The sequence below is a fragment of the Mesorhizobium sp. NBSH29 genome (genome assembly GCF_015500055.1).
Taxonomy (GTDB): domain Bacteria; phylum Pseudomonadota; class Alphaproteobacteria; order Rhizobiales; family Rhizobiaceae; genus Neomesorhizobium.
The window spans coordinates 566,534-586,671 of the sequence record NZ_CP045492.1; the positions used below are offsets into that span (position 1 = coordinate 566,534).

Consider the following 20,138-nt stretch of genomic DNA (forward strand, 5'->3'; position numbering starts at 1 on the left):
ATGAACGCCCCCGTGACATCTTTTGCCGCCGTATCGGTTGCCGTTTTGCCCCCGGTGGCACGGTTGAACCTGCGCATTGAGCCTGCCGATTTGGCCACCGCCTCGAGTGCTTTTGGACTGCCCCTGCCGCGCGATATCGGGCAAGGTGTGTTCAAAGGCGACCGCGCTGCGTGGTGCCTTGGCCCAGACGAGTGGTTGCTGCATGCTCCCGAGACCGAACAGGCAGTCATAGTGGCCGATTTTGCCGAAGCGCGCGCCACGGCACCCCACAGTCTGACGGTTATCTCGGACCGTGAGCGTACCATCGCCATCACCGGGCCCCGCGCGCAAGAGCTGCTTTCTGTCGGCTGCCCTCTGGATCTGTCGCGCATGGCGCCAGGAACCGCTAAGCGTACGCTGTTTGACAGCGCGCAGGTGGTGCTGATCCGCGACGCCGATGATGCGTTTAGGCTCGAAGTTTGGCGGTCGTTCTTCCCGCATGTGTCAGAGCTTTTGGACATTGCTCTGCGCGAGTTTGCCTGCGGCCTCTGACGGCGCCGCGGCTTGGCAGAAGTTATGAGGCGCCTTTCCGGCGCCCGCTCCCACCCTGTTGCCTGAAAGGCCCCATATCATGTTGAAAGCCCCGAACGCCAACCAGATCAAGGATACCGACGTCGCAGAAGCCATCGGTCATGAACTTGCGCGCCAGATGAACCAGATCGAATTGATCGCATCGGAAAACATCGTCAGCCTTGATGTGCTGCGCGCCCAGGGCTCCGTCCTCACCAACAAATATGCTGAGGGTTATCCGGGGAAACGTTACTATGGCGGTTGCGAGCATGTCGATGTGGTGGAACAAATCGCTATCGACCGGGCAAAGCAATTGTTCGGCGCAGGCTTTGTCAACGTGCAGCCGCACTCTGGCGCGCAGGCAAATCAGGCGGTATTTCTGGCACTGTTGCAGCCCGGCGACCGGATCATGGGACTGAACCTTGCCCATGGTGGACATTTGACCCACGGCTCACCAGTCACCATGTCCGGCAAGTGGTTCGATGTAGTCAGCTACGAAGTGCGCGCTGACAACCAACTGATCGACATGGACAACGTGCGCGAAGTGGCGCTGGCGAAGAAGCCCAAGCTGATCATCGCTGGCGCATCAGCCTATCCGCGGCACATCGACTTTGCCGCCTTCCGTGCAATTGCTGATGAGGTGGGTGCCTATCTCATGGTGGACATGGCCCATTACGCAGGCCTGATCGCGGCGGGCCAGTATCCCGACCCCATGCCACATGCCCACGTCGTGACGACAACCACGCACAAAACCCTGCGAGGCCCGCGTGGCGGCATGATTCTGACCAATGACGAGGCGTTAGGCAAGAAGTTCAACTCGGCCGTTTTCCCTGGCAATCAGGGAGGCCCTCTGATGCATGTGATCGCCGCAAAGGCAGTGGCCTTTGGCGAGGCGCTTGAACCGTCGTTCATGGACTATGCAAAGGCTGTAATCGCCAATGCGCAGGCGCTGTCTGCAGTTCTGGTAGAAGGTGGCCTTGGCATCGTATCAGGCGGCACCGACTGCCACATGGTTCTGGTTGATCTGCGTCCCAAGGGCGTGACCGGCAAGGCCGCGGAGGCAGCGCTGGAACGGGCTGGGTTGACCTGCAATAAGAACTCCATCCCGTTCGATCCTGAAAAGCCATTTGTCACTTCGGGTGTCCGGCTCGGCACCTCGGCAGGCACAACCCGCGGCTTTGGCCTGGCCGAATTCCGTAAGGTCGGAGGTCTTGTTTTACGGGTGATCGACGCCCTGTCATCGAACGCCGAGTGCGACGCGGGTGTTGAAGCGGCCGTCCTTGCCGAGGTGCGTGCGCTATGTGCCGCGCACCCGATCTATGACATGGGTGCGTGATCCGATGTTCCTGTCGGTATTTGATATCTTCAAACTCGGCATCGGCCCGTCATCGTCGCATACGATGGGGCCGATGACGGCAGCGGCGCGCTTTCTGGATGATCTGCGCGGCGCGGCCGAAAAAATCCCCGGCGCGGGACGATTGTCACGCCTTGGGGCCAGCCTGCACGGTAGCCTTGCCTTTACCGGCAAGGGCCACGCCACAGACCGTGCGGTGGTGCTCGGCCTGTTGGGGTTCCGCCCTGATACGCTAGACCCCGACGCCGCCGAGGCGCTGGAGGCCAGAGTACGCAGTAGCGGACGCATCGCGCCGCCCGGTCTGGGTGATCTGGCCTTTGATCCCGACAGCGATCTGGTGTTCGACTACGGCCCTCCCCTGCCCGGTCATCCCAATGGACTGGTCTTGCGCGCCTATGACGAAAGCGGCAATCCCTACCTGACACAAACCTATTACTCGGTCGGCGGCGGGTTTGTTTTGACAGCAGCGGAATTGGAGGAGTCAAAATCTGGCACTCCGCACGCTCAGAAGGCGACAACCGTCTATCCTCACCCTTTTAGCACGGCGAAGGAAATGCTCGCCATGGGCCAGACCACCGGTCATAGCATCGCCGCGATGAAGAGGGCCAATGAGGTGGTGCATTCCGGCCCTGGACTCGATGATCGCCTCGATACGTTGTGGCAGGCGATGGATGCCTGCATCACGCGCGGGCTGTGCAAGGAGGGGATCTTGCCCGGTGGCCTGAAGGTCAAACGCCGCGCCAAGGCGATCCACGAACAGCTTTTGGGCGAACGCGGAAACAACCAAAACCACCCACATGTCATCAACGACTGGTTGTCGATCTATGCGATGGCGGTGAATGAGGAAAACGCTGCTGGGGGCCGGGTTGTCACCTCACCTACCAACGGAGCAGCGGGAGTTGTCCCTGCCGTGATCCGCTATTACCGCGACCATTGCATCGGCGCCACGCATGCCGGCATCCAAACATTCCTGCTAACCGCTGCCGCGATCGGCGGGCTGATCAAGCACAACGCTAGTATCTCGGGGGCAGAAGTCGGCTGTCAGGGTGAGGTAGGCAGCGCGGCGGCGATGGCGGCGGCCGGGTTGTGTGCGGCGCTTGGCGGCACAAACGAGCAAGTAGAAAACGCTGCCGAGATCGCGCTGGAGCATCACTTGGGGATGACCTGCGACCCGGCAGCTGGCCTGGTTCAGGTCCCCTGCATCGAGCGCAACGGTCTGGGCGCAATCAAGGCTGTCTCTGCCGCCAGCCTTGCCCTACGCGGCGACGGCACGCATTTCATGCCACTGGACAATTGCATCGAGACTATGCGCCAGACCGGCATCGACATGAACGTCAAGTATAAGGAAACCTCCACCGGGGGCCTTGCCGTTAACTTGCCAGAGTGCTGAGCCTTGGTGGCATCCGCCACTGGGGTTGGCATTATGTGCCAGCGCAACTGCTTGAGACAAGCGTCCCCGATGAGAAAAGGCGCCAAGCGCACCATTTTACAGCGCACCTTGATTGTTCTTTCAGGTATCCCCCCCCTCGAGGGGGGGGGAAATCGATTGTAGCATCAGTTCTTGACGATCAGATGTTCCGGGCCGTACGCAAAACCAGTGATGTTGACATTGCCACTGTTGTTTTCCTTGGTGATGACCAGAATGTCATGCTCACGGTAGCCACCAGCACCAGGCAGATGATTAGGAACGGTGATCATCGGCTCCATCGAAACAACCATGCCTTCTTCCAGAACCGTGTCGCAATCTTCGCGCAGTTCCAAACCGGCTTCACGGCCATAATAGTGGCACAGCACGCCGAACGAATGGCCATAGCCGAAGCTGCGATATTGCAGCAGGTCTTCCGCCGCGTACATCTCGTTCAACTCCTTGGCGATATCGCTGCACTTGGCACCGGGAACCAACAGTTCTTTGCCGCGATCATGCACAGCACAGTTGATGTTCCACAGGCGGATATGCTCTTCCGATGCCTCTTCCGAAAACAGCGTCCGTTCCAGCGCCACATAATAACCTGCCACCATCGGGAAGCAGTTTAACGAAAGGATATCGCCCTTTTCGATCTTACGGCTGGTCACCGGATTGTGCGCGCCGTCAGTGTTGATGCCCGATTGGAACCATGTCCAGGTGTCCAACAGTTCGCCATGCGGCCAGACCTTGGCGATCTCGCGCACCATGGTTGCTGTTGAATGAAGCGCCACTTCATGTTCGGGCACCCCAACGCCAATCGCCTCCACACACGCGGCCCCGCCGATGTCAGCAATGCGCGTCATCTTCGTGATATGGGCAATTTCCTCGGACGATTTGATCATCCGCAGACGCATGGAAGCCGCGCCGATATCTACGAATTCCATGTTCGGGAATTCGGATTTCAACAGGTTCAGCGTGTCGATATTGATATGGTCAAATTCGATCCCCAGCCGCTTGACGCCCCCCGTCAGGCCACGAATGGCATGAAAATAATTATCTTTCTGCCAATCAGTGTAGGTCACGTTCTTGCCACCAAAGGTCCGGCGCCAAGGCTGGCCGCCGTCGATACCTGCGCTGATCGAGGTGGCGATGTCATGGTCAACCAAAAAGCCGTAACGGCGACCGAAATAGCAGTACATGAAATCAGCGTAGTAGTTGATGCAATGATAGCTGGTGAACAACGCGGCGTCGATTCCGGCTTGTGCCATATGGCCCCGGATCGCGTCGAGACGCCGCTGCATCTCGGAATCTGAAAAGGTAGGCACGGCCTTTTCGCCATTGTCTACATAATCTTGCAAACGCTCACGTTCCATCGAATCCTCCAACGACACGGCGGGCCGATATTGACCCGATTGGTACCGATCAGGCCTGCGTCCAAGCATCTTGTCAAAAGACCATTTTTCACGATAGCAATCAATTTTCTCATGCTATGGTAAGTCATGACGACACCGCCGCTTAATGCTTTGCGCGCCTTTGAAGCAGTCGCCCGCCTGGGCTCGTTCCGCGCTGCCGCCGAGGCGCTGTACGTCACGCAATCCGCTGTAAGCCATCAGATCCGAAATGTTGAGGAGTGGCTGGGCAGGCCGTTGTTTGAGCGTGAGGGCAATCGAACCAGATTATTGCCACATGGCGCCGATCTGGCACGCAGTTTAGCAGGATCGCTGACCGAGATCGAAGCCGCCTGCAATCGGGCGCGTAATATCAGCCAGGCTCTTGTTATCGCGGCAATTCCTTCAGTCGCAATGTGCTGGTTAATCCCCCGCCTGAGCCGCTTTCTCACCGCCCATCCGGAAATCGAAATCCGGATCGTCTATGCCATGCATGGCCGTGAGATAAACTTCCACGATGTTCATCTGGCCTTTGTCTTTGCGAAACAGCCCCCGTCTGGGCCGATAATCGAGACGCATTTTTATCTGGCGGGGCAAAGCGTCCCTGTATGCAGCCCCTCACGTTTGGCTCATCTTGGGCACACGCCTGAAACAGTGGCCGATTTTTTGGCCTTGGGTCTTCTGCATGATGGTACACCGACAGGCTGGAAAACTTGGCTGTCAGGGGTAACAGATCCGGCCGCCACGGCTTCCTTGGACGGCACGACTTTTGAAGATTTCAATCTGCTTCGGGCAGCCGCCCTGTCGGGCCAGGGTGTGGCGCTCTGCCCTAAGGCGATGATCCAGCCAGATATCGAATCAGGTGGCTTGGTTCAGATTTCGCAGCGAATACAGGACGATGGTTACAATTATTATTTGTTGTGCTCCACCGCTGCACCACCGTGCATCAGCCGTCATGCGCAGGTGTTTCGTGATTGGGCAATGGCAGAACGGGACGAAGCTTGACCGATCTTGTCGGCATGTTCCAATCGCCAAGCGTATGGGTTCTTGCCCCCACGTTTGCTCGAGCCAACGGTCAAGGACGCGAAAAGCAAAAAGGCGGGCTCTTTGCCCGCCTTCTTCAAATTGGATCGGCTGACGCCTACCAGAGATCGTAACGCAGGCCGAGCTTGATCTGGTGAACATCGAGTCCTTCCTTAAGGACCGGATTGCCAGCCTCGGTGATTTCGGCCACCCGCGCTTTGGGCGCTGACAGATATTCATAGCCAAGATTGACAGAGAGGTTTTTGGCGACTGCGTAGCTCACGCCGGCGCCGAGCGAATAGGCAAAATCATACCGCCTCGCCTCGTCGGAAAACGCGATATCGACATAAGCCGGATCTGCGAAGTTTTGCGACCCGGTGAACATGTGTTTGTTATACACAAACCCGACGCCGCCGCCGATATAGGGAGTGATACCTACGACTGTACCCAGGTCAGCATAGGCATTGACCATGCCGGTCCAAAACTCGTTTTCGGCCTCGAGAGTTACACTGGAGTCCGGAGTGAGATAGCCGAGTGATTGTTTGCTGCCTGGCAAAATCCCGACGTTCAGCTCACTGCGGAACACATCGTTAAAATGATAGCCCATGCCGATCGTGCCGGAGATCGGGCTGTACTTTTCATCTTCATAGACAATCGGCTCGACCGCGTAGCTGGCATCGCGAAACGGCTTGTTGACGCTGTAGCCAACATCACCGCGCAGGTACCAGCCAGAGCCGATCTCCACCGGCACATATTCGGGTGCCTGGTCAACGACGATAGGCGGATCGTAATCCGCAGCCTGAACCGGAGCCGCCGCACACAGCGCTACCGGAAGGACCAAACGTAAAAACACTTTCATGACCCTAACCCCTGACATGCGGTGTCTTGCTCAGCTCAGCATGATCACCCTCTCCAGAAGCATTGTTAACTATAGTGGTTAAGTGGCGGTTAAGGCTAACGGAGGGTTACCCACCTTTTGCATTCAGGCCAAAATAAAACCGCCCGGCACTGGACCGGGCGGTTTTCGAAATGGTTCGGAGGGTCTTGAATTATTTGTAGACTGGCTCGATTGCCGGTGGCTCGTAGGCCGCCACAGACTCGGAGCAGTTCGGGTTGGCACCGCCAAATGAATAGCGCAGACCACCGCGGACCTCGTGGGTGTTGAAGCCCTTGTCGTAGCCGGGGCCGCCACCGTTGGCGTATTCGAACATCTTGCCGCCATTGATATGCGAGAAGCGGTATCCGGCGTCGAGCTGCAGATTGCTGGTCAGGCAGTAGGATGCACCGGCCATGACCGCATAGGCAAAGCGCCAGTTCTTGGAGCCTTCGTGCTCGGTCGTGGTGCCGCCAATCGTATTACGCAGATTGTCCCACTTGACATGTGCGCCACCGATACCCGCACCGACGTATGGCGTAATGCCACCATAGGTACCCAGATCGGCATAGGCATTGGCCAGCAGCAGCATCGCTGTCATCGAGCTTTCATCAACCGACTGGCAAGGGCCGTTTCCACAGAAGCCCGTAGTCTGACCCTCGAATTTCGACTTGAACCAGTAATCAGCGGTCAGGTCGGTGCGGAAATATTTGTTGGCTTGGTAGCCGATACCGGCACCGAGCGACATCGCGCCACGCAAATCGGTGAAGTCGAAGGAATTGGAGACGAAGGGCGGATTGTAGAGCGTGTAGTCAGCGCCGCGCATTTTTGGCGAATGGTAGTCGACATCGCCGCGAATGTACCAGCTGCCATAGGATGGCTCGGCATAGCTCACCTGCTGAGGCAGCGGTGCCTCGATGATCTGCGGCTCCATGATATCAGCCGCAATCGCCGGCATGGCGACGCCGGCAAGCAATGCGGCAAATAAAGTCCGCTTGGCGGTTCTCAGCATAATCCTTCACCCCTGCGCATACCGGCATCACAGCCGGCCCAATAATTGAACTCGGGGTGATCATGCAGCTTAAAGGTTAAAGGCTGATTAACCCTACTCCTTAACTACGTTTTACCTTGGTTAACAAACAGTTTTAAAGCAAAAGACCAGCCGATTGGTGACTGGCCTTCAAAAATATAAATGATAACTTAAGCGGCGTTGCGCGCATCCGCGATGACATCGACAAGACCGTTGACGACTTTTTCCACCAAGCTGGAATCATCGCTTTCAGCCATCACCCGGATTAGCGGCTCGGTGCCGGAGGGGCGGATGACAAGCCTACCTGTCTTGCCGAGCTGGCTGCGGGCATCGTCTATCGCCGCTTTCACGGCAGCATTCTCCAGCGGCTTGCCACCTGAAAAACGGACATTCTTCAAAAGTTGCGGCACAGCTTCAAATTTTTTGCAGACTTCGCTGACCGGACGATCCGCACGTTTCACGCAGGCCAGAACCTGCAGTGCTGCGACCAACCCGTCTCCCGTTGTGGAAAAATCCGAGAGCACGATATGGCCGGATTGCTCGCCACCGACATTGAGACCATGCGCGCGCATATGCTCTACCACGTAGCGGTCACCCACCTTGGTTCGGTGAAGCTGCATGCCGGCATCGGCGAGAAACCGTTCGAGCCCGAGATTGGACATGACCGTCGCAACCACACCGCCACCCGCCAGCCTGCCACTTTCGTTCCACGACTCCGCGATCAGCGCCATGATCTGATCGCCATCAATCACAGTGCCGTTTTCGTCCACGATGAGCATTCGGTCCGCATCGCCATCGAGCGCAATGCCGATGTCGGCGCGCACCTCATGCACCTTCTTGGCTAGGCTCATGGGCTGCGTGGAGCCGCAATCCTCATTGATGTTGAAGCCGTTCGGCTCGTTGTGGATAGTGATGACTTCTGCGCCGAGTTCCCAAAGGGCAGCAGGCGCTACCTTATAGCCAGCGCCATTGGCGCAATCGATCACGATCCGCAGCCCTGCCAGCGACATCGACCCTTGCGGGAGCGTGCGCTTGGCAAACTCAATGTAGCGGTCGTTGGCCCCATCGATACGCTTGGCGCGTCCAAGCGTATTCTGGTCAGCCAGGCGCACATCGATTTCGCCGTCGAGCATCGCCTCGATGCGGCCCTCGATCTCATCCGACAGCTTGTAGCCATCCGGCCCGAACAGCTTGATCCCGTTGTCATGATAGGCGTTGTGCGACGCCGAGATCATCACCCCGATATCAGCGCGCAGAGAGCGCGCCAGCATCGCGACAGCCGGCGTGGGGATAGGCCCAAGCAACAGCACATCCATGCCCGCGGCACAAAAGCCCGCTACCATGGCATTCTCGATCATGTAGCCCGAAAGCCGGGTATCCTTGCCCAAAACCACGCGGTGGCGGTGGCTGCCGCGTTGGAACGACATGCCAGCGGCCATGCCGACCTTCATCGCAACTTCTGCGGTCATCGGAAATGTATTGGCGCGCCCGCGAATGCCGTCGGTGCCGAAATAGCGTCCTGCCATGGTTTTTTCTGACCTGTCTTAAGCTTTTCGCTTCCGGCAATGCTTTGCCACAAGCTGGATACAACTGGACATCACTTTTGGTGATTATCCGTCATGAAAGCTTAGAAAACCGTTTCTGCGGCATATCAGCCCCAATATCCTGAACCTGTAGCACACTGGCGAACTGGCAGATGGCCTCTGGCTACATCGTTCGCGGCAGCGGCTCCTAACGCCCGCCAACCGGGAAAATTGTTTCGTGGTCAGATTGGAGTTCCTCCGACTTGGCCTCTACTTGCAACAGCAACTCTTCCATAAGGCTGGCCAACTGGCCGCGCTTGGCCGGGTCCAAACCAGATAGAAACTGGTTCTCGCTCGCCATGTCGGCGCGGAAAGCGGCCTCGGCTCGCTCCATGCCGGCGCTCGTAAGCGCCACGGCCAGGCTACGGCCATCGCTTGAGGTTTTCTCGCGCCGTATAAGACCTGATTTCTCTAGCCGACCCAGACGGTGGGTGAGCCCGCCCGATGAGATCATAAGCGACGTGTAGAGCTCCGTTGGCGTAAGCCGGTATGGTGGGCCGGAGCGGCGCAGCGTCGAGATGACATCAAACTCGCCCCGATCCAACCCAAACCCGGCAAAGGTCTGTTCGATCGAAGGGCGCACCAGGTTGGCAAGCCGATAAGCGCGACCGAGTACCGCCATCGGCGACGTGTCGAGGTCGGGCAGTTCCGCAGCCCATTGCTGCCGAAGCAGTTCGACATGATCTCGTTTCAGCGACAAGCGGTTCTCCTTAAAATATCTTGACATAAAGATAGTTTCAGCCAATTATCTCGACATAAAGATACCTTAGGCTTGGAGCACCCTCAATGGAAAGTTTTCTGCACCACCCTGCGCCAGTGGCTCCGGGCAGCCGCACCATTCGGTTCGAGGGTGCCACGCACGGATCGGCGATCTCCTTCTTTCTAGTCGATTACGATCCAGGCAAGGGGCCGCCCCTTCATGCCCACCCCTATAGCGAGACCTGGACGGTACGCCGCGGTGAGGCGGAGTTCACTGTCGGCGCCAATAAGGTGCGCGCCAGGAAAGGGGATGTAGTGGTCGGACCACCTGGAGTGCCCCACAAATTTGTAAATGTCGGGAAAGGCCGACTGGAAGCCATGTGCATCCATGCCAGCGACCGCATCATCCAGACCAATCTGGACGAGGGATAAACAACGCAAAAAAGCCGCCGGATTTCTCCAGCGGCTTTCCTTTAACTAGCGAAGGCTCAGCCCTGTGGCTGCGGTTCCATACCGCCCTCGGGTTCACCGCCCGGTTTTTTGCGACCCTTGCCGGCCGCGCCAGCCTTGGGCACTGCCGAACCACGAGATGGAGGCGCATCATCGCCCAAATCCCGCGAAGGTTTCTTCCCGGCAATGATCTGGCGGATTTCATCGCCAGACAGTGTTTCATATTCCAACAGCCCTTCGGCAATCGCGATCCATTCTTTCTTCTTTTTGGTTAGGATCGTCCTTGCACTGGAATAGGCCTCATCAATCAGACGGCGCACCTCAGCGTCGATGATCTGTGCGGTCTCTTCCGACACATTTTGCGTACGAGCAACCGAATGGCCGAGGAACACTTCTTCCTGATTGTCGCCATAGGCAACATGACCGAGCTTATCGGAAAAGCCCCATCGCGTGACCATGGCACGAGCCAGCTTCGTGGCCTGCTCAATGTCAGAAGATGCGCCCGAGGTAATGTTTTCCTTGCCGAACTTGAACTCTTCGGCAACGCGGCCACCCATCATGATGCCCAGACGCGAGATCATGTATTTGTAACTCATCGAATAGCGGTCACCCTCAGGCAACTGCATGACCATGCCAAGCGCACGACCGCGCGGAATGATTGTCGCCTTGTGCAGAGGATCGGCCGAAGCAACGTTCAGCGCCATGATCGCATGGCCAGCTTCGTGATAGGCGGTCAGTTCTTTTTCGGCCTGGGTCATGGCTGTCGAGCGACGTTCCGCGCCCATCATCACCTTGTCCTTGGCATCTTCGAACTCTGCCATGGTGACCAGACGCTTGTTGCGACGTGCAGCCATCAGCGCTGATTCGTTGACGAGGTTGGCAAGATCGGCACCCGAAAAGCCCGGCGTGCCACGCGCAATGACTTTGAGATCGACATTGGGCGCCAGTGGTACGTTGCGCACATGCACCTTGAGGATCTTTTCACGGCCATTAATGTCTGGGTTGGGCACAACCACCTGACGGTCAAAACGGCCCGGACGCAGCAGTGCGGGATCCAGAACGTCAGGACGGTTGGTCGCTGCAATCAGGATAACACCTTCATTGGCTTCAAAGCCGTCCATCTCGACCAGCAGCTGGTTAAGTGTCTGCTCGCGCTCATCATTGCCACCGCCAAGACCGGCACCGCGATGACGACCAACAGCATCAATTTCGTCGATAAAGATGATGCAGGGCGAGTTTTTCTTCGCCTGTTCGAACATGTCACGAACGCGGCTCGCGCCGACGCCGACAAACATTTCAACGAAATCCGAACCCGAAATTGTGAAGAACGGCACATTGGCTTCACCAGCGACGGAGCGCGCGAGAAGCGTCTTACCCGTGCCGGGAGGCCCAACGAGCAGCACACCACGTGGAATCTTACCGCCGAGGCGCTGGAATTTCTGCGGATCGCGTAGGAACTCCACAATCTCCTCAAGGTCTTCCTTGGCCTCGTCGACGCCAGCTACGTCGGCAAACGTGATGCGGCCCTGTGCTTCCGTGAGCAATTTGGCCTTCGATTTACCAAAGCCCATCGCCCGCCCAGAACCCGACTGCATCTGACGCATGAAGAATATCCACACACCCAAGATGAGGATCATCGGAAGCCACGAGAGCAGGATCCCAATGATCGATCCGGAGCCGTCATTTTCAGGCCGGGCAGTGATTGTCACGCCCTTGTCTTCCAGACGCTGCACAAGCGTCGGGTCGCCCGGCGAATAGGTCTGGAAGCCACTGGCGCTGTCGACATAGGTCCCGGAGATCCGGCTGCCCGCGATCGTAACAGTTTTGACGCGGCCACCCGAAAGTTCCTGAAGGAACTCGGAATAGGCCACATCCCGCGTAGCGCCGCGCTGCTGCGGTGCCTGGAAAAGATTGAACAATGCGATCAGGAGGACGGCGATAATCGCCCAGAGCGCGAGGTTGCGATAATTAGGGTTCATTGAAGTTCCCGTTGGCGTCCTGCTTAGGACAGTCCGTGTGAGGTGTTGCAGGTAACATAGGGACGCTGCTTCGGCTTGCCAAGCAAATCCCGGTGTGTCGGTTAAAGCTTATCCCTCAATGTGGCCCGTAAATGGCGACGATGGTGGAACGGGATGCCCGAGCAAGCGCGCAAGCGAACGCGCTGGCGCCAGATCAAAGGCGGGCAGAAATCGCGCCCAAGGTGTGAGCATCGGAGAAAACCGTGCCAGAGCGCGCGCCTTGCCAGCATCAACCGTCGGCCCGGCTAAAATGTCGTTGATAAAGAATGCAGGCTGCGCCGCAAGAGACGCGCGCACAAGGCTTTGCGCAATCGAACAGTCATGGCGCTGATGGGCGATGGGTGCACCCTCCCCCATCGGCGCGACGCGCAGGTCAGTAGACGCATGGTTCGCGTCGACGATAAAACGTCCGTCCCAAACTGCGCCATGAACCACCGGAGCTGCAGCCGGCAAACCTCGCAATTCACGTCGCAAGAAGACGCCGCCGCGTCGCCGTTCCACCACGCACCGCGACAATGTGGCGCGAGCAGCACCCGTGCGCAATTTGTGGTGAAGAGCGCCAGACCGAGCCTCCTCGGGCAGATGTTCCACCCCGCCTACCGCAGCAAGCATGATCCTCAGCGCATAGGTTCCCGCATCCGCATCGCTATGAGACAAAAAATCAGGCTCCAGGCAGATAAGGCCCGGCGCCACCTGCTGCGCATGGTGCGAGATGAGCCAGGCCGCGCGCTTACCGAGGCTGATGCGCGCTCTTTGCGCAGCTTCAACAGGTATCGGCGCTGCGCTCTCGTTCAACGCTAGCCGCATGCGAGGGCGCTCATAGCGCACATCGCTGTTGGTAGGATCGTCAACCCAGCCGATACCAGCTTCAGTGAGCCAGCTTCGCAGTGCAGTGCGGCGCACCTGGAGCAACGGCCGCACTATCCAGACGGTTTGATCGTAAAGCGTAGCAGACGCCATGCCGGCTAACCCGCGGCCATCGCCCCGCGTGCCGCGCATGGAAATAGTTTCCACCTGGTCGTCCAGAGTATGGCCAGCGAGTACGATATCCGTTCCTGCGGTGCGGGCCGATTGGGCGAGCAGACCGTATCGCGCATCACGCGCAGCAGCCGCAATGCCGGTCGATGGTTTGTCGCCGTGCCAGTGCTGGACCTGATGGACAATGCCATGTCGTGCGCAAAGCTCACGCACCGTCTGCGCCTCGTGCGCCGATCCGGGCCTGAGCCCATGGTCCACGGTTACCGCGATAAGGCGGACCTCAGGAGCCGCCGTTTTCAACCATGCACGCGCCAGCATAAGCAACGCAACCGAATCGCTGCCTCCGGATACGGCTGCGACAAGCGCGCTGCGTCCGGTCAGGTCAATCGATCGGAAAAAATGGAGCAGTTCTTCAGGTGCCGGGAAATCGAGCCTGCTTCCGGCATTCGTCACAGGGTGTTGAGCGTCAGCAAGCCGCACGCACCTGCTCCTGCTTGACGCTTTCTTTGAAAGCCGCAGAAATACCAGGGTAACGCTTGCCCACTTCGCTGAAGGTGGCGCAGGCAACATCTTTCTGATTCAGTCCGGCCAGCGAAACACCAAGCTTGAACATCATGTCCGGAGCTTTTTTAGCTTTCGGATACTGCTTGCTTGCAGCCAGGAAAATTTCGGCGGCATCGCGATATTTCTTCTGTGCCAGCAAGGATTCGCCCAGCCAGAAATGCGCATCCGCCGCCTGTGGGTCAGAAGGGAAGCGGGCAATATGATCGCGAAAACCGGTTTCCGCAGTTCCGTAGTCTCCCGACATGATGAATTGATAGGAGTTTCGGTAAATCTCCTTCGGGTCGTTGGTTGAAGGGAGTGCCGCAACCTGCAGATCACCGCTCGGCGTTATCACCCCGTCGCCTCCGGCAACGGGCCCATGGTCATCCATAGGTGCAGATCCCACCGTTGCCTGGTCTCCCACGCTTCCGCCCGTCACATTGCCACTCTCGTCAAAGACGATCGTGCCAAAAGTCTGTTCCGGTGTCCCAAGCGTCGCGCCCGTCGTGGGTTGCGGTGCACCGGCGCCAGGTTCGACAGCCGCCACCGCGCCCAATTCCGGCGCGGCGGTTTCCGTGGCCGGCGCTTCTGCCGCCTTGCGTGGAGTTTTACCGCCGGCGTCCGTCCGCTTGCCCTCAAGCTCCTGGAAACGGAACTCGTTGTCTGCCTGAATTTTGCGGATTTGTTCCTGCATCTGCAGAACCTGGAAGTTCAATTCCTCGACAGTGCCGGTAAGGTTGCGGATTTGCTCTTCTAGCTCGAGGACGCGTGGATCGCCCGCTTGCGCCAATTGCACCGGCGCACCTGCAGGTTTTCTTTCTGCTGTCCACGCCTTCGGCAATGGCAAAAACACGCCCGGCAACTGAATGCCATTTTGCTGGTTGGATGCGTTTGGGCTCGCGAACGCGACGCCGTAAAGAAGCGGCAACGCAATCATGCCGCCTAAAACTGATCGAAATTTCATCGGTTTCCTGCTCTGGATGGGTTGATCTTATCCGCTTTAAACACGCGGGCTCCTGTCGTTTATCAGGGCCCGAGACTTCGGCCAAATTTTGTTTACCAGCCAGAAAACGAAAAAGGCGACCAAACCGGCCGCCTTTTCACGAAGTTTGGCTAAAGCACCTTAGCTTCCGGCAGCACCGTTCAACACCGTCACAGCGCGACGGTTCTGACTCCAGCACGAAATATCATCACACACGGCCACTGGACGTTCCTTGCCATAGGTGATCGTCTTCAGCCGGTTGCCAGCAACACCGCGTGACACGAGATAGTCGCGGGTGGCCGCGGCGCGACGTGCACCAAGTGCGAGGTTGTATTCGCGCGTGCCGCGTTCATCGGCATGGCCTTCGACGGTAATCTTGTAATTGCCATACTGGTTCAGCCACTGCGCCTGCTTGGAAAGCGTGGACTGGGCGTCAGCACGTATGGAAGTTGAATCGGTATCAAAGAAGATTCGGTCACCGACATTAACGGTGAAGTCCTGAGCCGAGCCCGGGGTAGCCGCGCCTGCACCCGAGCCGAGGCCCAAATCAGCAGCATTGTTTGGCGTCTTCTTCGACGCACAGCCGGCAATGGCAAGTGTTGCGACAAGCGCAATGACGATTGGGTTCGTTGTAAGTTTAGCGATGCGGCGCATGCCCGCCTCTCCTTCGCATTCGAGTAATTTCGTTGATCAACTAGTAACCACGTCGCAGTTAACCGGCGCTCAACAAACAGGGTTAATAATTCGTTTCCGGATCAAAGTCGGCAAAGGGTGCCCCGCGTCTGATTGCTCGGCACCGTAGGGTGAATTGAGGCAGAAACGCGGCTCTGCCATCAAAAAGGGGCGCAAACGGCCCCTTTTCTAGCGGATTTCGCTTCATCGTGTCCCAAAGGACGCGAACTATTCCAGCAGCGGCGACCAAGCGGGATCGGACGCGAAATTCTGCGTCGGAATAGCTTGTTCGTTGCGGCCGGTGAGATCGATAGAGTGCAGCCGCGGCCCGCCCGCACTGTCACGGAAGAACATCAGTACGCGACCATTGGGCGCCCAGGTGGGACCTTCCTGCTGGAAGCCGCTGGAAAGGATACGCTCGCCGGAGCCATCGGTTCGCATCACGCCGATCTGGAACTCACCCCCCGACTGCTTGGTAAAGGCAATCAGATCACCGCGTGGTGACCAGACAGGCGTCGAATAGGTGCCGTCTCCGAACGAAATGCGGGCCTGCCCCGAACCATCTGCTCCCATGGAATAAATCTGCGCGCGACCGCCACGATCCGAGGTGAACACCACCTTGCTGCCATCCGGTGAATAGGATGGAGAGGTATCGATGGCGCTGGAATTCGTCAGTCGCGTCGTGGTGCGGCTGCGCAGATCCATCGCAAAGATGTTGGAGTTTCCGTCATCGCGCAACAGGCTCATAATCACCCGTTGTCCGTCCGGTGAGAACCGTGGTGCAAAGGTCATGCCGGGAAAATCGCCAACAACTTCGCGCTGCCCGGTCTCGATCTGCAGCAGGTATACCTTCGGCTGGCCACCCTCGTAGGACATGTAGGTAATTTCCTGACGGCTCGGAGAAAAGCGCGGCGTCAGCACAATCGACTTGCCATCGGACAGATAGCGCTGACCGGCACCGTCCTGATCCATGATAGCGAGACGCTTTTTCCGGGCATTCTTGGGACCCGACTCGTCTACATAAACGATGCGGGTATCAAAATACCCCTTTTCGCCGGTCAGTCGCTCATAGATTGCGTCAGCAATGATATGAGCGACGCGACGCCAGTTGTCTTTCGACGCAAAGAACTGCTCGCCCGAGAGCTGCTGCCCAGCGAAGCTGTCCCACAGTCGGAACTCGGCGCGCAGACGGCCGTCCGCTTCCTTTGTCACACGGCCAGTCACCAGCGCCTGTGCATTGATAACCTTCCAGTCCTCAAAGCGCGGCGCGACATCGGGATTGGAAATTTTTTCGATGAAGGCGGCTTTGTCGATCGGTGCAAAAAGACCTGAGCGCTTTAGATCAGCTGCCACGACGCCGGCAATTTTTGCACCAATGTCATCGGCTGCTAAAAAATCGGTGATGGCAATCGGCAGCGGCTCGATATTGCCTTTGTTGACGTCGATCTCCACCAGCGCGCGCGCCGGCAGTGTGGTCATGGCGCTCAGCCCGAGGGCCGTAGCGGCCACCAGCATAAGCGTCGTGAGAAATTTCTTCATGCGTTCAGCCTCGTTTTTCTGTCCGGGTTTCCGTCAGAACATCTCGCTTGGATCGAAATTGACAATAACGTCTGCCCAGGATTCGTATTTTTCCGCGGGCAAATTATAGGGCGCGCAGCGTGCCACGGCACGGCGCGCGGCTTCTGCGGCTGCCCGCTCGACGCCGCTTGAACCACCACCAGAGATAATTTGTGGGCTACCGTCGAGTTCGCCCGAACGATCGAGCTTGAACTGTACCGAGACCCTCAAATTGCCACCATCGGCAGCCCCTGCGGGAATGTTCCAGCAGCGCTGGACTTGGCCGCGAAGTGCGTCCATCTCGCTTTGCGACAGCTTACCCGCGCTGTTCGTCTTCTGGCCGCCGAGCGAGGCCTCCTGCGTCGAGCGCTTGGCGCCACCGCCGGAAGCCTTGTCCTTGTTGAGAAGCGCTGCCACCTCGTCGGCGTTAAAGTCCTTCTCGTCGGATTTCGGCTTTGATGCCTGCTTCTGTGCCACCTGCTCGCTTTCCTTGCGATCCGGCGTCTTGGCCGTTTCAGCCTTCGGCGGTTGCGGGCGCGCATCCGGTGAAGGCGCGTTTTCCGGAAGCTTTACGCTTTCGGCTTCGGCATTATCAGCCACGATCGTCTCTGCGACGGGATCGGGCTTGACCTCCTGCTTGGGCTGCGGCTGCGGCGTCACTTCGGTAGCCGGCACCGGTGTCGGCTTGGGCTCTGCCTGCTTGACCGGCTCGGGCTTGGGCTGTTCGACAGGCTTTGGTGTCGGCTCCGGTGAAGGAGCAGGTGCCGCCGCCGCCTCAACCGGGCGTGGCGTCGGTTCTGGTGTCTCTGGCTTTTCGGTATCGATCTTGTTTTCACCGATCTGCTGCGCGTCAGGCACCACATCCGGCTTTTGCGTCGGCTTGGGAGCCGGCTTTTCCTTCATCGGCGACTTCTTGTCGCCCTTCTGGATCTGCGTCAGCGATTCAATCGGCACGATATCGACAGGCAGCGATTCAACATCCATCACCTCAAACGCCTTCGGCGCCGACAGGGTGACAAGGCCGAAGCCCAGCACCGCAGCGTGCAGAATGACCGATGTTGTGATGCCTGCCCTCATCGGATCAGCCGTCCTGATCCTGCAGAGTGACTAGGCCGATCTTGCTGTAGCCAGCCGCCTGGATGCGCGCCATCACGCGCATCACCGTGCCGTAATCGGCAGTCTTGTCGCCGCGCACATAGATGCGCTCCTCGTAGCCTGCCTTGGCAATGGCGCCGAGCTTGGCCACCAGTTCCTCAAGCGGGATCTCGGTTTCTTGCAGATGGATCTGGCCCGCCTCGTTGATCGAAATGGTAATCGGCTGGGTATCCGAGTTCAGTGCCTTGGCCTGCGTCTCCGGCAGATCGATCGGCACGCCGACCGTCATCAGGGGTGCGGCGACCATGAAGATGATCAACAGCACCAGCATGACGTCGACGAACGGCGTCACGTTGATCTCGGCAATCAACCCATGATGTCGACCACGCCGCCTGTGGCCTCGACCACCGCGCCCGCCGGATTGTCCTGCTGACATTCCCATGTTGCTACCTCACGCCTTCTGCGCGACTTTTTCATCGATTTGGCGCGAGAGTATGGCGGAGAACTCATCCGCAAACCCTTCCATGCGCATCGCGATCTTGCCCGCGTCCGATGACAGCTTGTTGTAGGCGATAACGGCTGGAATAGCGGCCAGCAGACCGATCGCGGTCGCCAGAAGCGCCTCGGCGATGCCCGGCGCCACCACCGCGAGATTGGTAGATTTCGATCCGGCTATAGCCTGGAACGAGGTCATGATACCGACAACGGTACCGAACAGCCCAATGAAAGGTGCGGCCGATCCAATGGTAGCGAGAAAACCGAGCTTGCCCTCCAGCCGCTCCATCTCGCGCGTCAGCGCCAGATCCATTGCCTTGTCGATGCGGGTCTGCAGGGCCAGCGGAGATTTGGCGCCTTTCTCAAAGCTCTTCTTCCATTCGCGCATGGCGGCGACAAAGATGGCGCCCATGCCCGCATTCTTGCGGTCGACGAGCGTGCGGTAGAGTTCTTCCAGCGATTGCCCGGACCAGAACACCTGCTCGAAGCGGTCGAGCGCGCCACGCATGCGACCATAGGCGATGATTTTGTCGACGATGATCGCCCAGGTCCAGACCGAGGCACCAAGCAGCCCCAGCATGACCAGCTTCACCACCCAGCCCGCCTGCCAGAAAAGTGCCCACACCGACAGCTGGGCTCCCGGTTCGGCAAGTGCAATATTTTCCATCGTTGTAACCGTCCTTAGGGAAAAATACGGGCTTTGGCTTCTGGCTGGCCCATGCGCATGTGTTCAAAAGGTTCGTCTGTCTGCTCGAAAGCTGGCGAAACCCAGAAAAGGCGCCTTGGCGGGCCTTGTCGGGGCCAATTTTGGTGAAACGAAGGCGCGTTGAATCGCACCAGCTTTCACCGGTTTCTTCATGGGCCGTTAAGGTTAAGGATCAGTTAGGATGCCGCGGTGCACCGCAGGTCGAAATTCTCCTCAAGTTCAGCCTGTCTTGGGAAGGAATGCCGCCACCCATTCCGTCGGAAAACGCCTTGGCCGACCATTGTCGCCAATGATGGCCGCCTCGATCTTGGCCTCGACCAGAAGGTCATCGCCACGTTTAAGCTGCTGGGCCATGAATATCCGCGCGCCGGAAATGCTTATGGTCCGCGTGTCTACCGTTAAAATATCGTCGATGCGCGCCGGCGCGCGAAAATCGATCTCCATGCGCCGTACCACCCAAACCAGGCGCTCGCCGCCATGCTTGCCTTCGGCAAGTTCAGTGTGGTGAACCCCTGCGAGACGCAGAAAATCCGATCGGCCACGCTCGAAAAATTCCAGATAGCGGGCATGGTAGACGACCCCGGAAAAATCGGTATCGGCAAAATAGACCCGTGCCATGATGCGGTGACCAAAGGATGTGAGCATGCCCGAAAGGCCTGCCATCAATGTCTCGGATTCACCATGATCGGCCATCGGACTTTCCTTTTCTCGGCCGACCTGACAGGCAGAAGCGGCGT

Annotated in this window: 19 protein-coding genes; 5 read left to right on the forward strand and 14 right to left on the reverse strand. The window is 58.3% G+C overall.

The features are described 5' to 3' along the window. From GA830_RS02750 to GA830_RS02760, 3 genes are all read left to right on the forward strand, one after another. Positions 1–531 carry a sarcosine oxidase subunit gamma gene (locus GA830_RS02750; protein WP_195163596.1) on the forward strand — a complete coding sequence of 177 codons (531 nt, stop codon included), beginning with the start codon at positions 1–3 and terminating at the stop codon, positions 529–531. Positions 532–610: 79 nt separating this feature from the next. Beyond that, positions 611–1,885, forward strand: coding sequence for a serine hydroxymethyltransferase (gene glyA / locus GA830_RS02755; protein ID WP_195163597.1), 1,275 nt, complete (start codon positions 611–613; stop codon positions 1,883–1,885). A gap of 4 nt (positions 1,886–1,889) precedes the next feature. Beyond that, positions 1,890–3,293 carry an L-serine ammonia-lyase gene (locus GA830_RS02760; protein ID WP_195164732.1) on the forward strand — a complete coding sequence of 468 codons (1,404 nt, stop codon included), beginning with the start codon at positions 1,890–1,892 and terminating at the stop codon, positions 3,291–3,293. 164 nt (positions 3,294–3,457) lie between these two features. Here the strand turns inward: GA830_RS02760 and GA830_RS02765 are convergent, their stop codons facing one another. Continuing rightward, on the reverse strand, positions 3,458–4,681 hold the full coding sequence (locus GA830_RS02765; RefSeq protein WP_195163598.1) for an aminopeptidase P family protein: 1,224 nt from the start codon (positions 4,679–4,681) through the stop codon (positions 3,458–3,460). Positions 4,682–4,807: 126 nt separating this feature from the next. On the opposite strand from GA830_RS02765, the gene GA830_RS02770 reads away from it, so the two are divergent. Next, entirely contained in the window at positions 4,808–5,701 is an 894-nt protein-coding gene (locus GA830_RS02770) for a LysR family transcriptional regulator (RefSeq protein ID WP_195163599.1), read from the forward strand. Between the two features lie 136 nt (positions 5,702–5,837). Here GA830_RS02770 and GA830_RS02775 read toward each other — a convergent pair whose 3' ends face one another. From GA830_RS02775 to GA830_RS02790, 4 genes are all read right to left on the reverse strand, one after another. Beyond that, positions 5,838–6,578, reverse strand: a complete 741-nt coding sequence (locus GA830_RS02775) for an outer membrane protein (protein ID WP_195163600.1) — start codon at positions 6,576–6,578, stop codon at positions 5,838–5,840. Between the two features lie 190 nt (positions 6,579–6,768). Further along, positions 6,769–7,605, reverse strand: coding sequence for an outer membrane protein (locus GA830_RS02780; RefSeq protein ID WP_195163601.1), 837 nt, complete (start codon positions 7,603–7,605; stop codon positions 6,769–6,771). Between the two features lie 188 nt (positions 7,606–7,793). Beyond that, positions 7,794–9,149 (reverse strand): phosphoglucosamine mutase, encoded by a 1,356-nt coding sequence (gene glmM / locus GA830_RS02785; protein WP_195163602.1) that lies wholly within the window; start codon positions 9,147–9,149, stop codon positions 7,794–7,796. A gap of 205 nt (positions 9,150–9,354) precedes the next feature. Continuing rightward, complete coding sequence (locus tag GA830_RS02790) at positions 9,355–9,906, reverse strand: MarR family winged helix-turn-helix transcriptional regulator (RefSeq protein ID WP_258045539.1); 552 nt, start codon at positions 9,904–9,906, stop codon at positions 9,355–9,357. A gap of 86 nt (positions 9,907–9,992) precedes the next feature. Here GA830_RS02790 and GA830_RS02795 point away from each other — a divergent pair, with 86 nt between their 5' ends. Beyond that, positions 9,993–10,337, forward strand: a complete 345-nt coding sequence (locus GA830_RS02795; RefSeq protein ID WP_195163604.1) for a cupin domain-containing protein — start codon at positions 9,993–9,995, stop codon at positions 10,335–10,337. A 56-nt stretch (positions 10,338–10,393) separates the two neighbouring features. On the opposite strand, the gene ftsH is transcribed toward GA830_RS02795, so the two are convergent. The 9 genes from ftsH to ybgC all read right to left on the reverse strand — a co-directional run bounded on the left by ftsH (position 10,394) and on the right by ybgC (position 20,094). Next, entirely contained in the window at positions 10,394–12,334 is a 1,941-nt protein-coding gene (ftsH, locus tag GA830_RS02800; protein ID WP_195163605.1) for an ATP-dependent zinc metalloprotease FtsH, read from the reverse strand. A gap of 108 nt (positions 12,335–12,442) precedes the next feature. Continuing rightward, positions 12,443–13,831, reverse strand: a complete 1,389-nt coding sequence (gene tilS, locus GA830_RS02805; RefSeq protein WP_258045540.1) for a tRNA lysidine(34) synthetase TilS — start codon at positions 13,829–13,831, stop codon at positions 12,443–12,445. Beyond that, entirely contained in the window at positions 13,818–14,858 is a 1,041-nt protein-coding gene (gene ybgF / locus GA830_RS02810) for a tol-pal system protein YbgF (protein ID WP_195163607.1), read from the reverse strand. The genes tilS and ybgF overlap by 14 nt, the downstream gene beginning before the upstream one ends. Positions 14,859–15,017: 159 nt before the next feature. Then, the gene (gene pal, locus GA830_RS02815) at positions 15,018–15,530 is read right to left on the reverse strand and encodes a peptidoglycan-associated lipoprotein Pal (protein ID WP_195163608.1); all 513 of its coding nucleotides are present in this window, start codon (positions 15,528–15,530) and stop codon (positions 15,018–15,020) included. Positions 15,531–15,776: 246 nt separating this feature from the next. Next, positions 15,777–17,063, reverse strand: a complete 1,287-nt coding sequence (gene tolB / locus GA830_RS02820; protein WP_258045632.1) for a Tol-Pal system beta propeller repeat protein TolB — start codon at positions 17,061–17,063, stop codon at positions 15,777–15,779. Between the two features lie 57 nt (positions 17,064–17,120). After that, positions 17,121–18,182, reverse strand: coding sequence for a hypothetical protein (locus tag GA830_RS02825; RefSeq protein WP_195163610.1), 1,062 nt, complete (start codon positions 18,180–18,182; stop codon positions 17,121–17,123). Between the two features lie 4 nt (positions 18,183–18,186). Beyond that, complete coding sequence (gene tolR / locus GA830_RS02830; protein WP_195163611.1) at positions 18,187–18,642, reverse strand: protein TolR; 456 nt, start codon at positions 18,640–18,642, stop codon at positions 18,187–18,189. A 9-nt stretch (positions 18,643–18,651) separates the two neighbouring features. Then, the gene (gene tolQ, locus GA830_RS02835; RefSeq protein ID WP_195163612.1) at positions 18,652–19,362 is read right to left on the reverse strand and encodes a protein TolQ; all 711 of its coding nucleotides are present in this window, start codon (positions 19,360–19,362) and stop codon (positions 18,652–18,654) included. Between the two features lie 258 nt (positions 19,363–19,620). Next, positions 19,621–20,094, reverse strand: coding sequence for a tol-pal system-associated acyl-CoA thioesterase (gene ybgC / locus GA830_RS02840; protein WP_195163613.1), 474 nt, complete (start codon positions 20,092–20,094; stop codon positions 19,621–19,623). Positions 20,095–20,138 lie beyond the last annotated feature (44 nt).

Coding starts and splice junctions, on each gene's coding strand:
- GA830_RS02750 (WP_195163596.1), top strand. CDS start 1: ATGAACGCCCCCGTGACATCTTTTGCCGCCGTATCGGTTGCCGTTTTG.
- glyA (WP_195163597.1), top strand. CDS start 611: ATGTTGAAAGCCCCGAACGCCAACCAGATCAAGGATACCGACGTCGCA.
- GA830_RS02760 (WP_195164732.1), top strand. CDS start 1,890: ATGTTCCTGTCGGTATTTGATATCTTCAAACTCGGCATCGGCCCGTCA.
- GA830_RS02765 (WP_195163598.1), bottom strand. CDS start 4,681: ATGGAACGTGAGCGTTTGCAAGATTATGTAGACAATGGCGAAAAGGCC.
- GA830_RS02770 (WP_195163599.1), top strand. CDS start 4,808: ATGACGACACCGCCGCTTAATGCTTTGCGCGCCTTTGAAGCAGTCGCC.
- GA830_RS02775 (WP_195163600.1), bottom strand. CDS start 6,578: ATGAAAGTGTTTTTACGTTTGGTCCTTCCGGTAGCGCTGTGTGCGGCG.
- GA830_RS02780 (WP_195163601.1), bottom strand. CDS start 7,605: ATGCTGAGAACCGCCAAGCGGACTTTATTTGCCGCATTGCTTGCCGGC.
- glmM (WP_195163602.1), bottom strand. CDS start 9,149: ATGGCAGGACGCTATTTCGGCACCGACGGCATTCGCGGGCGCGCCAAT.
- GA830_RS02795 (WP_195163604.1), top strand. CDS start 9,993: ATGGAAAGTTTTCTGCACCACCCTGCGCCAGTGGCTCCGGGCAGCCGC.
- ftsH (WP_195163605.1), bottom strand. CDS start 12,334: ATGAACCCTAATTATCGCAACCTCGCGCTCTGGGCGATTATCGCCGTC.
- ybgF (WP_195163607.1), bottom strand. CDS start 14,858: ATGAAATTTCGATCAGTTTTAGGCGGCATGATTGCGTTGCCGCTTCTT.
- pal (WP_195163608.1), bottom strand. CDS start 15,530: ATGCGCCGCATCGCTAAACTTACAACGAACCCAATCGTCATTGCGCTT.
- tolB (WP_258045632.1), bottom strand. CDS start 17,063: ATGCTGGTGGCCGCTACGGCCCTCGGGCTGAGCGCCATGACCACACTG.
- GA830_RS02825 (WP_195163610.1), bottom strand. CDS start 18,182: ATGAGGGCAGGCATCACAACATCGGTCATTCTGCACGCTGCGGTGCTG.
- tolR (WP_195163611.1), bottom strand. CDS start 18,642: ATGGGAATGTCAGCAGGACAATCCGGCGGGCGCGGTGGTCGAGGCCAC.
- tolQ (WP_195163612.1), bottom strand. CDS start 19,362: ATGGAAAATATTGCACTTGCCGAACCGGGAGCCCAGCTGTCGGTGTGG.
- ybgC (WP_195163613.1), bottom strand. CDS start 20,094: ATGGCCGATCATGGTGAATCCGAGACATTGATGGCAGGCCTTTCGGGC.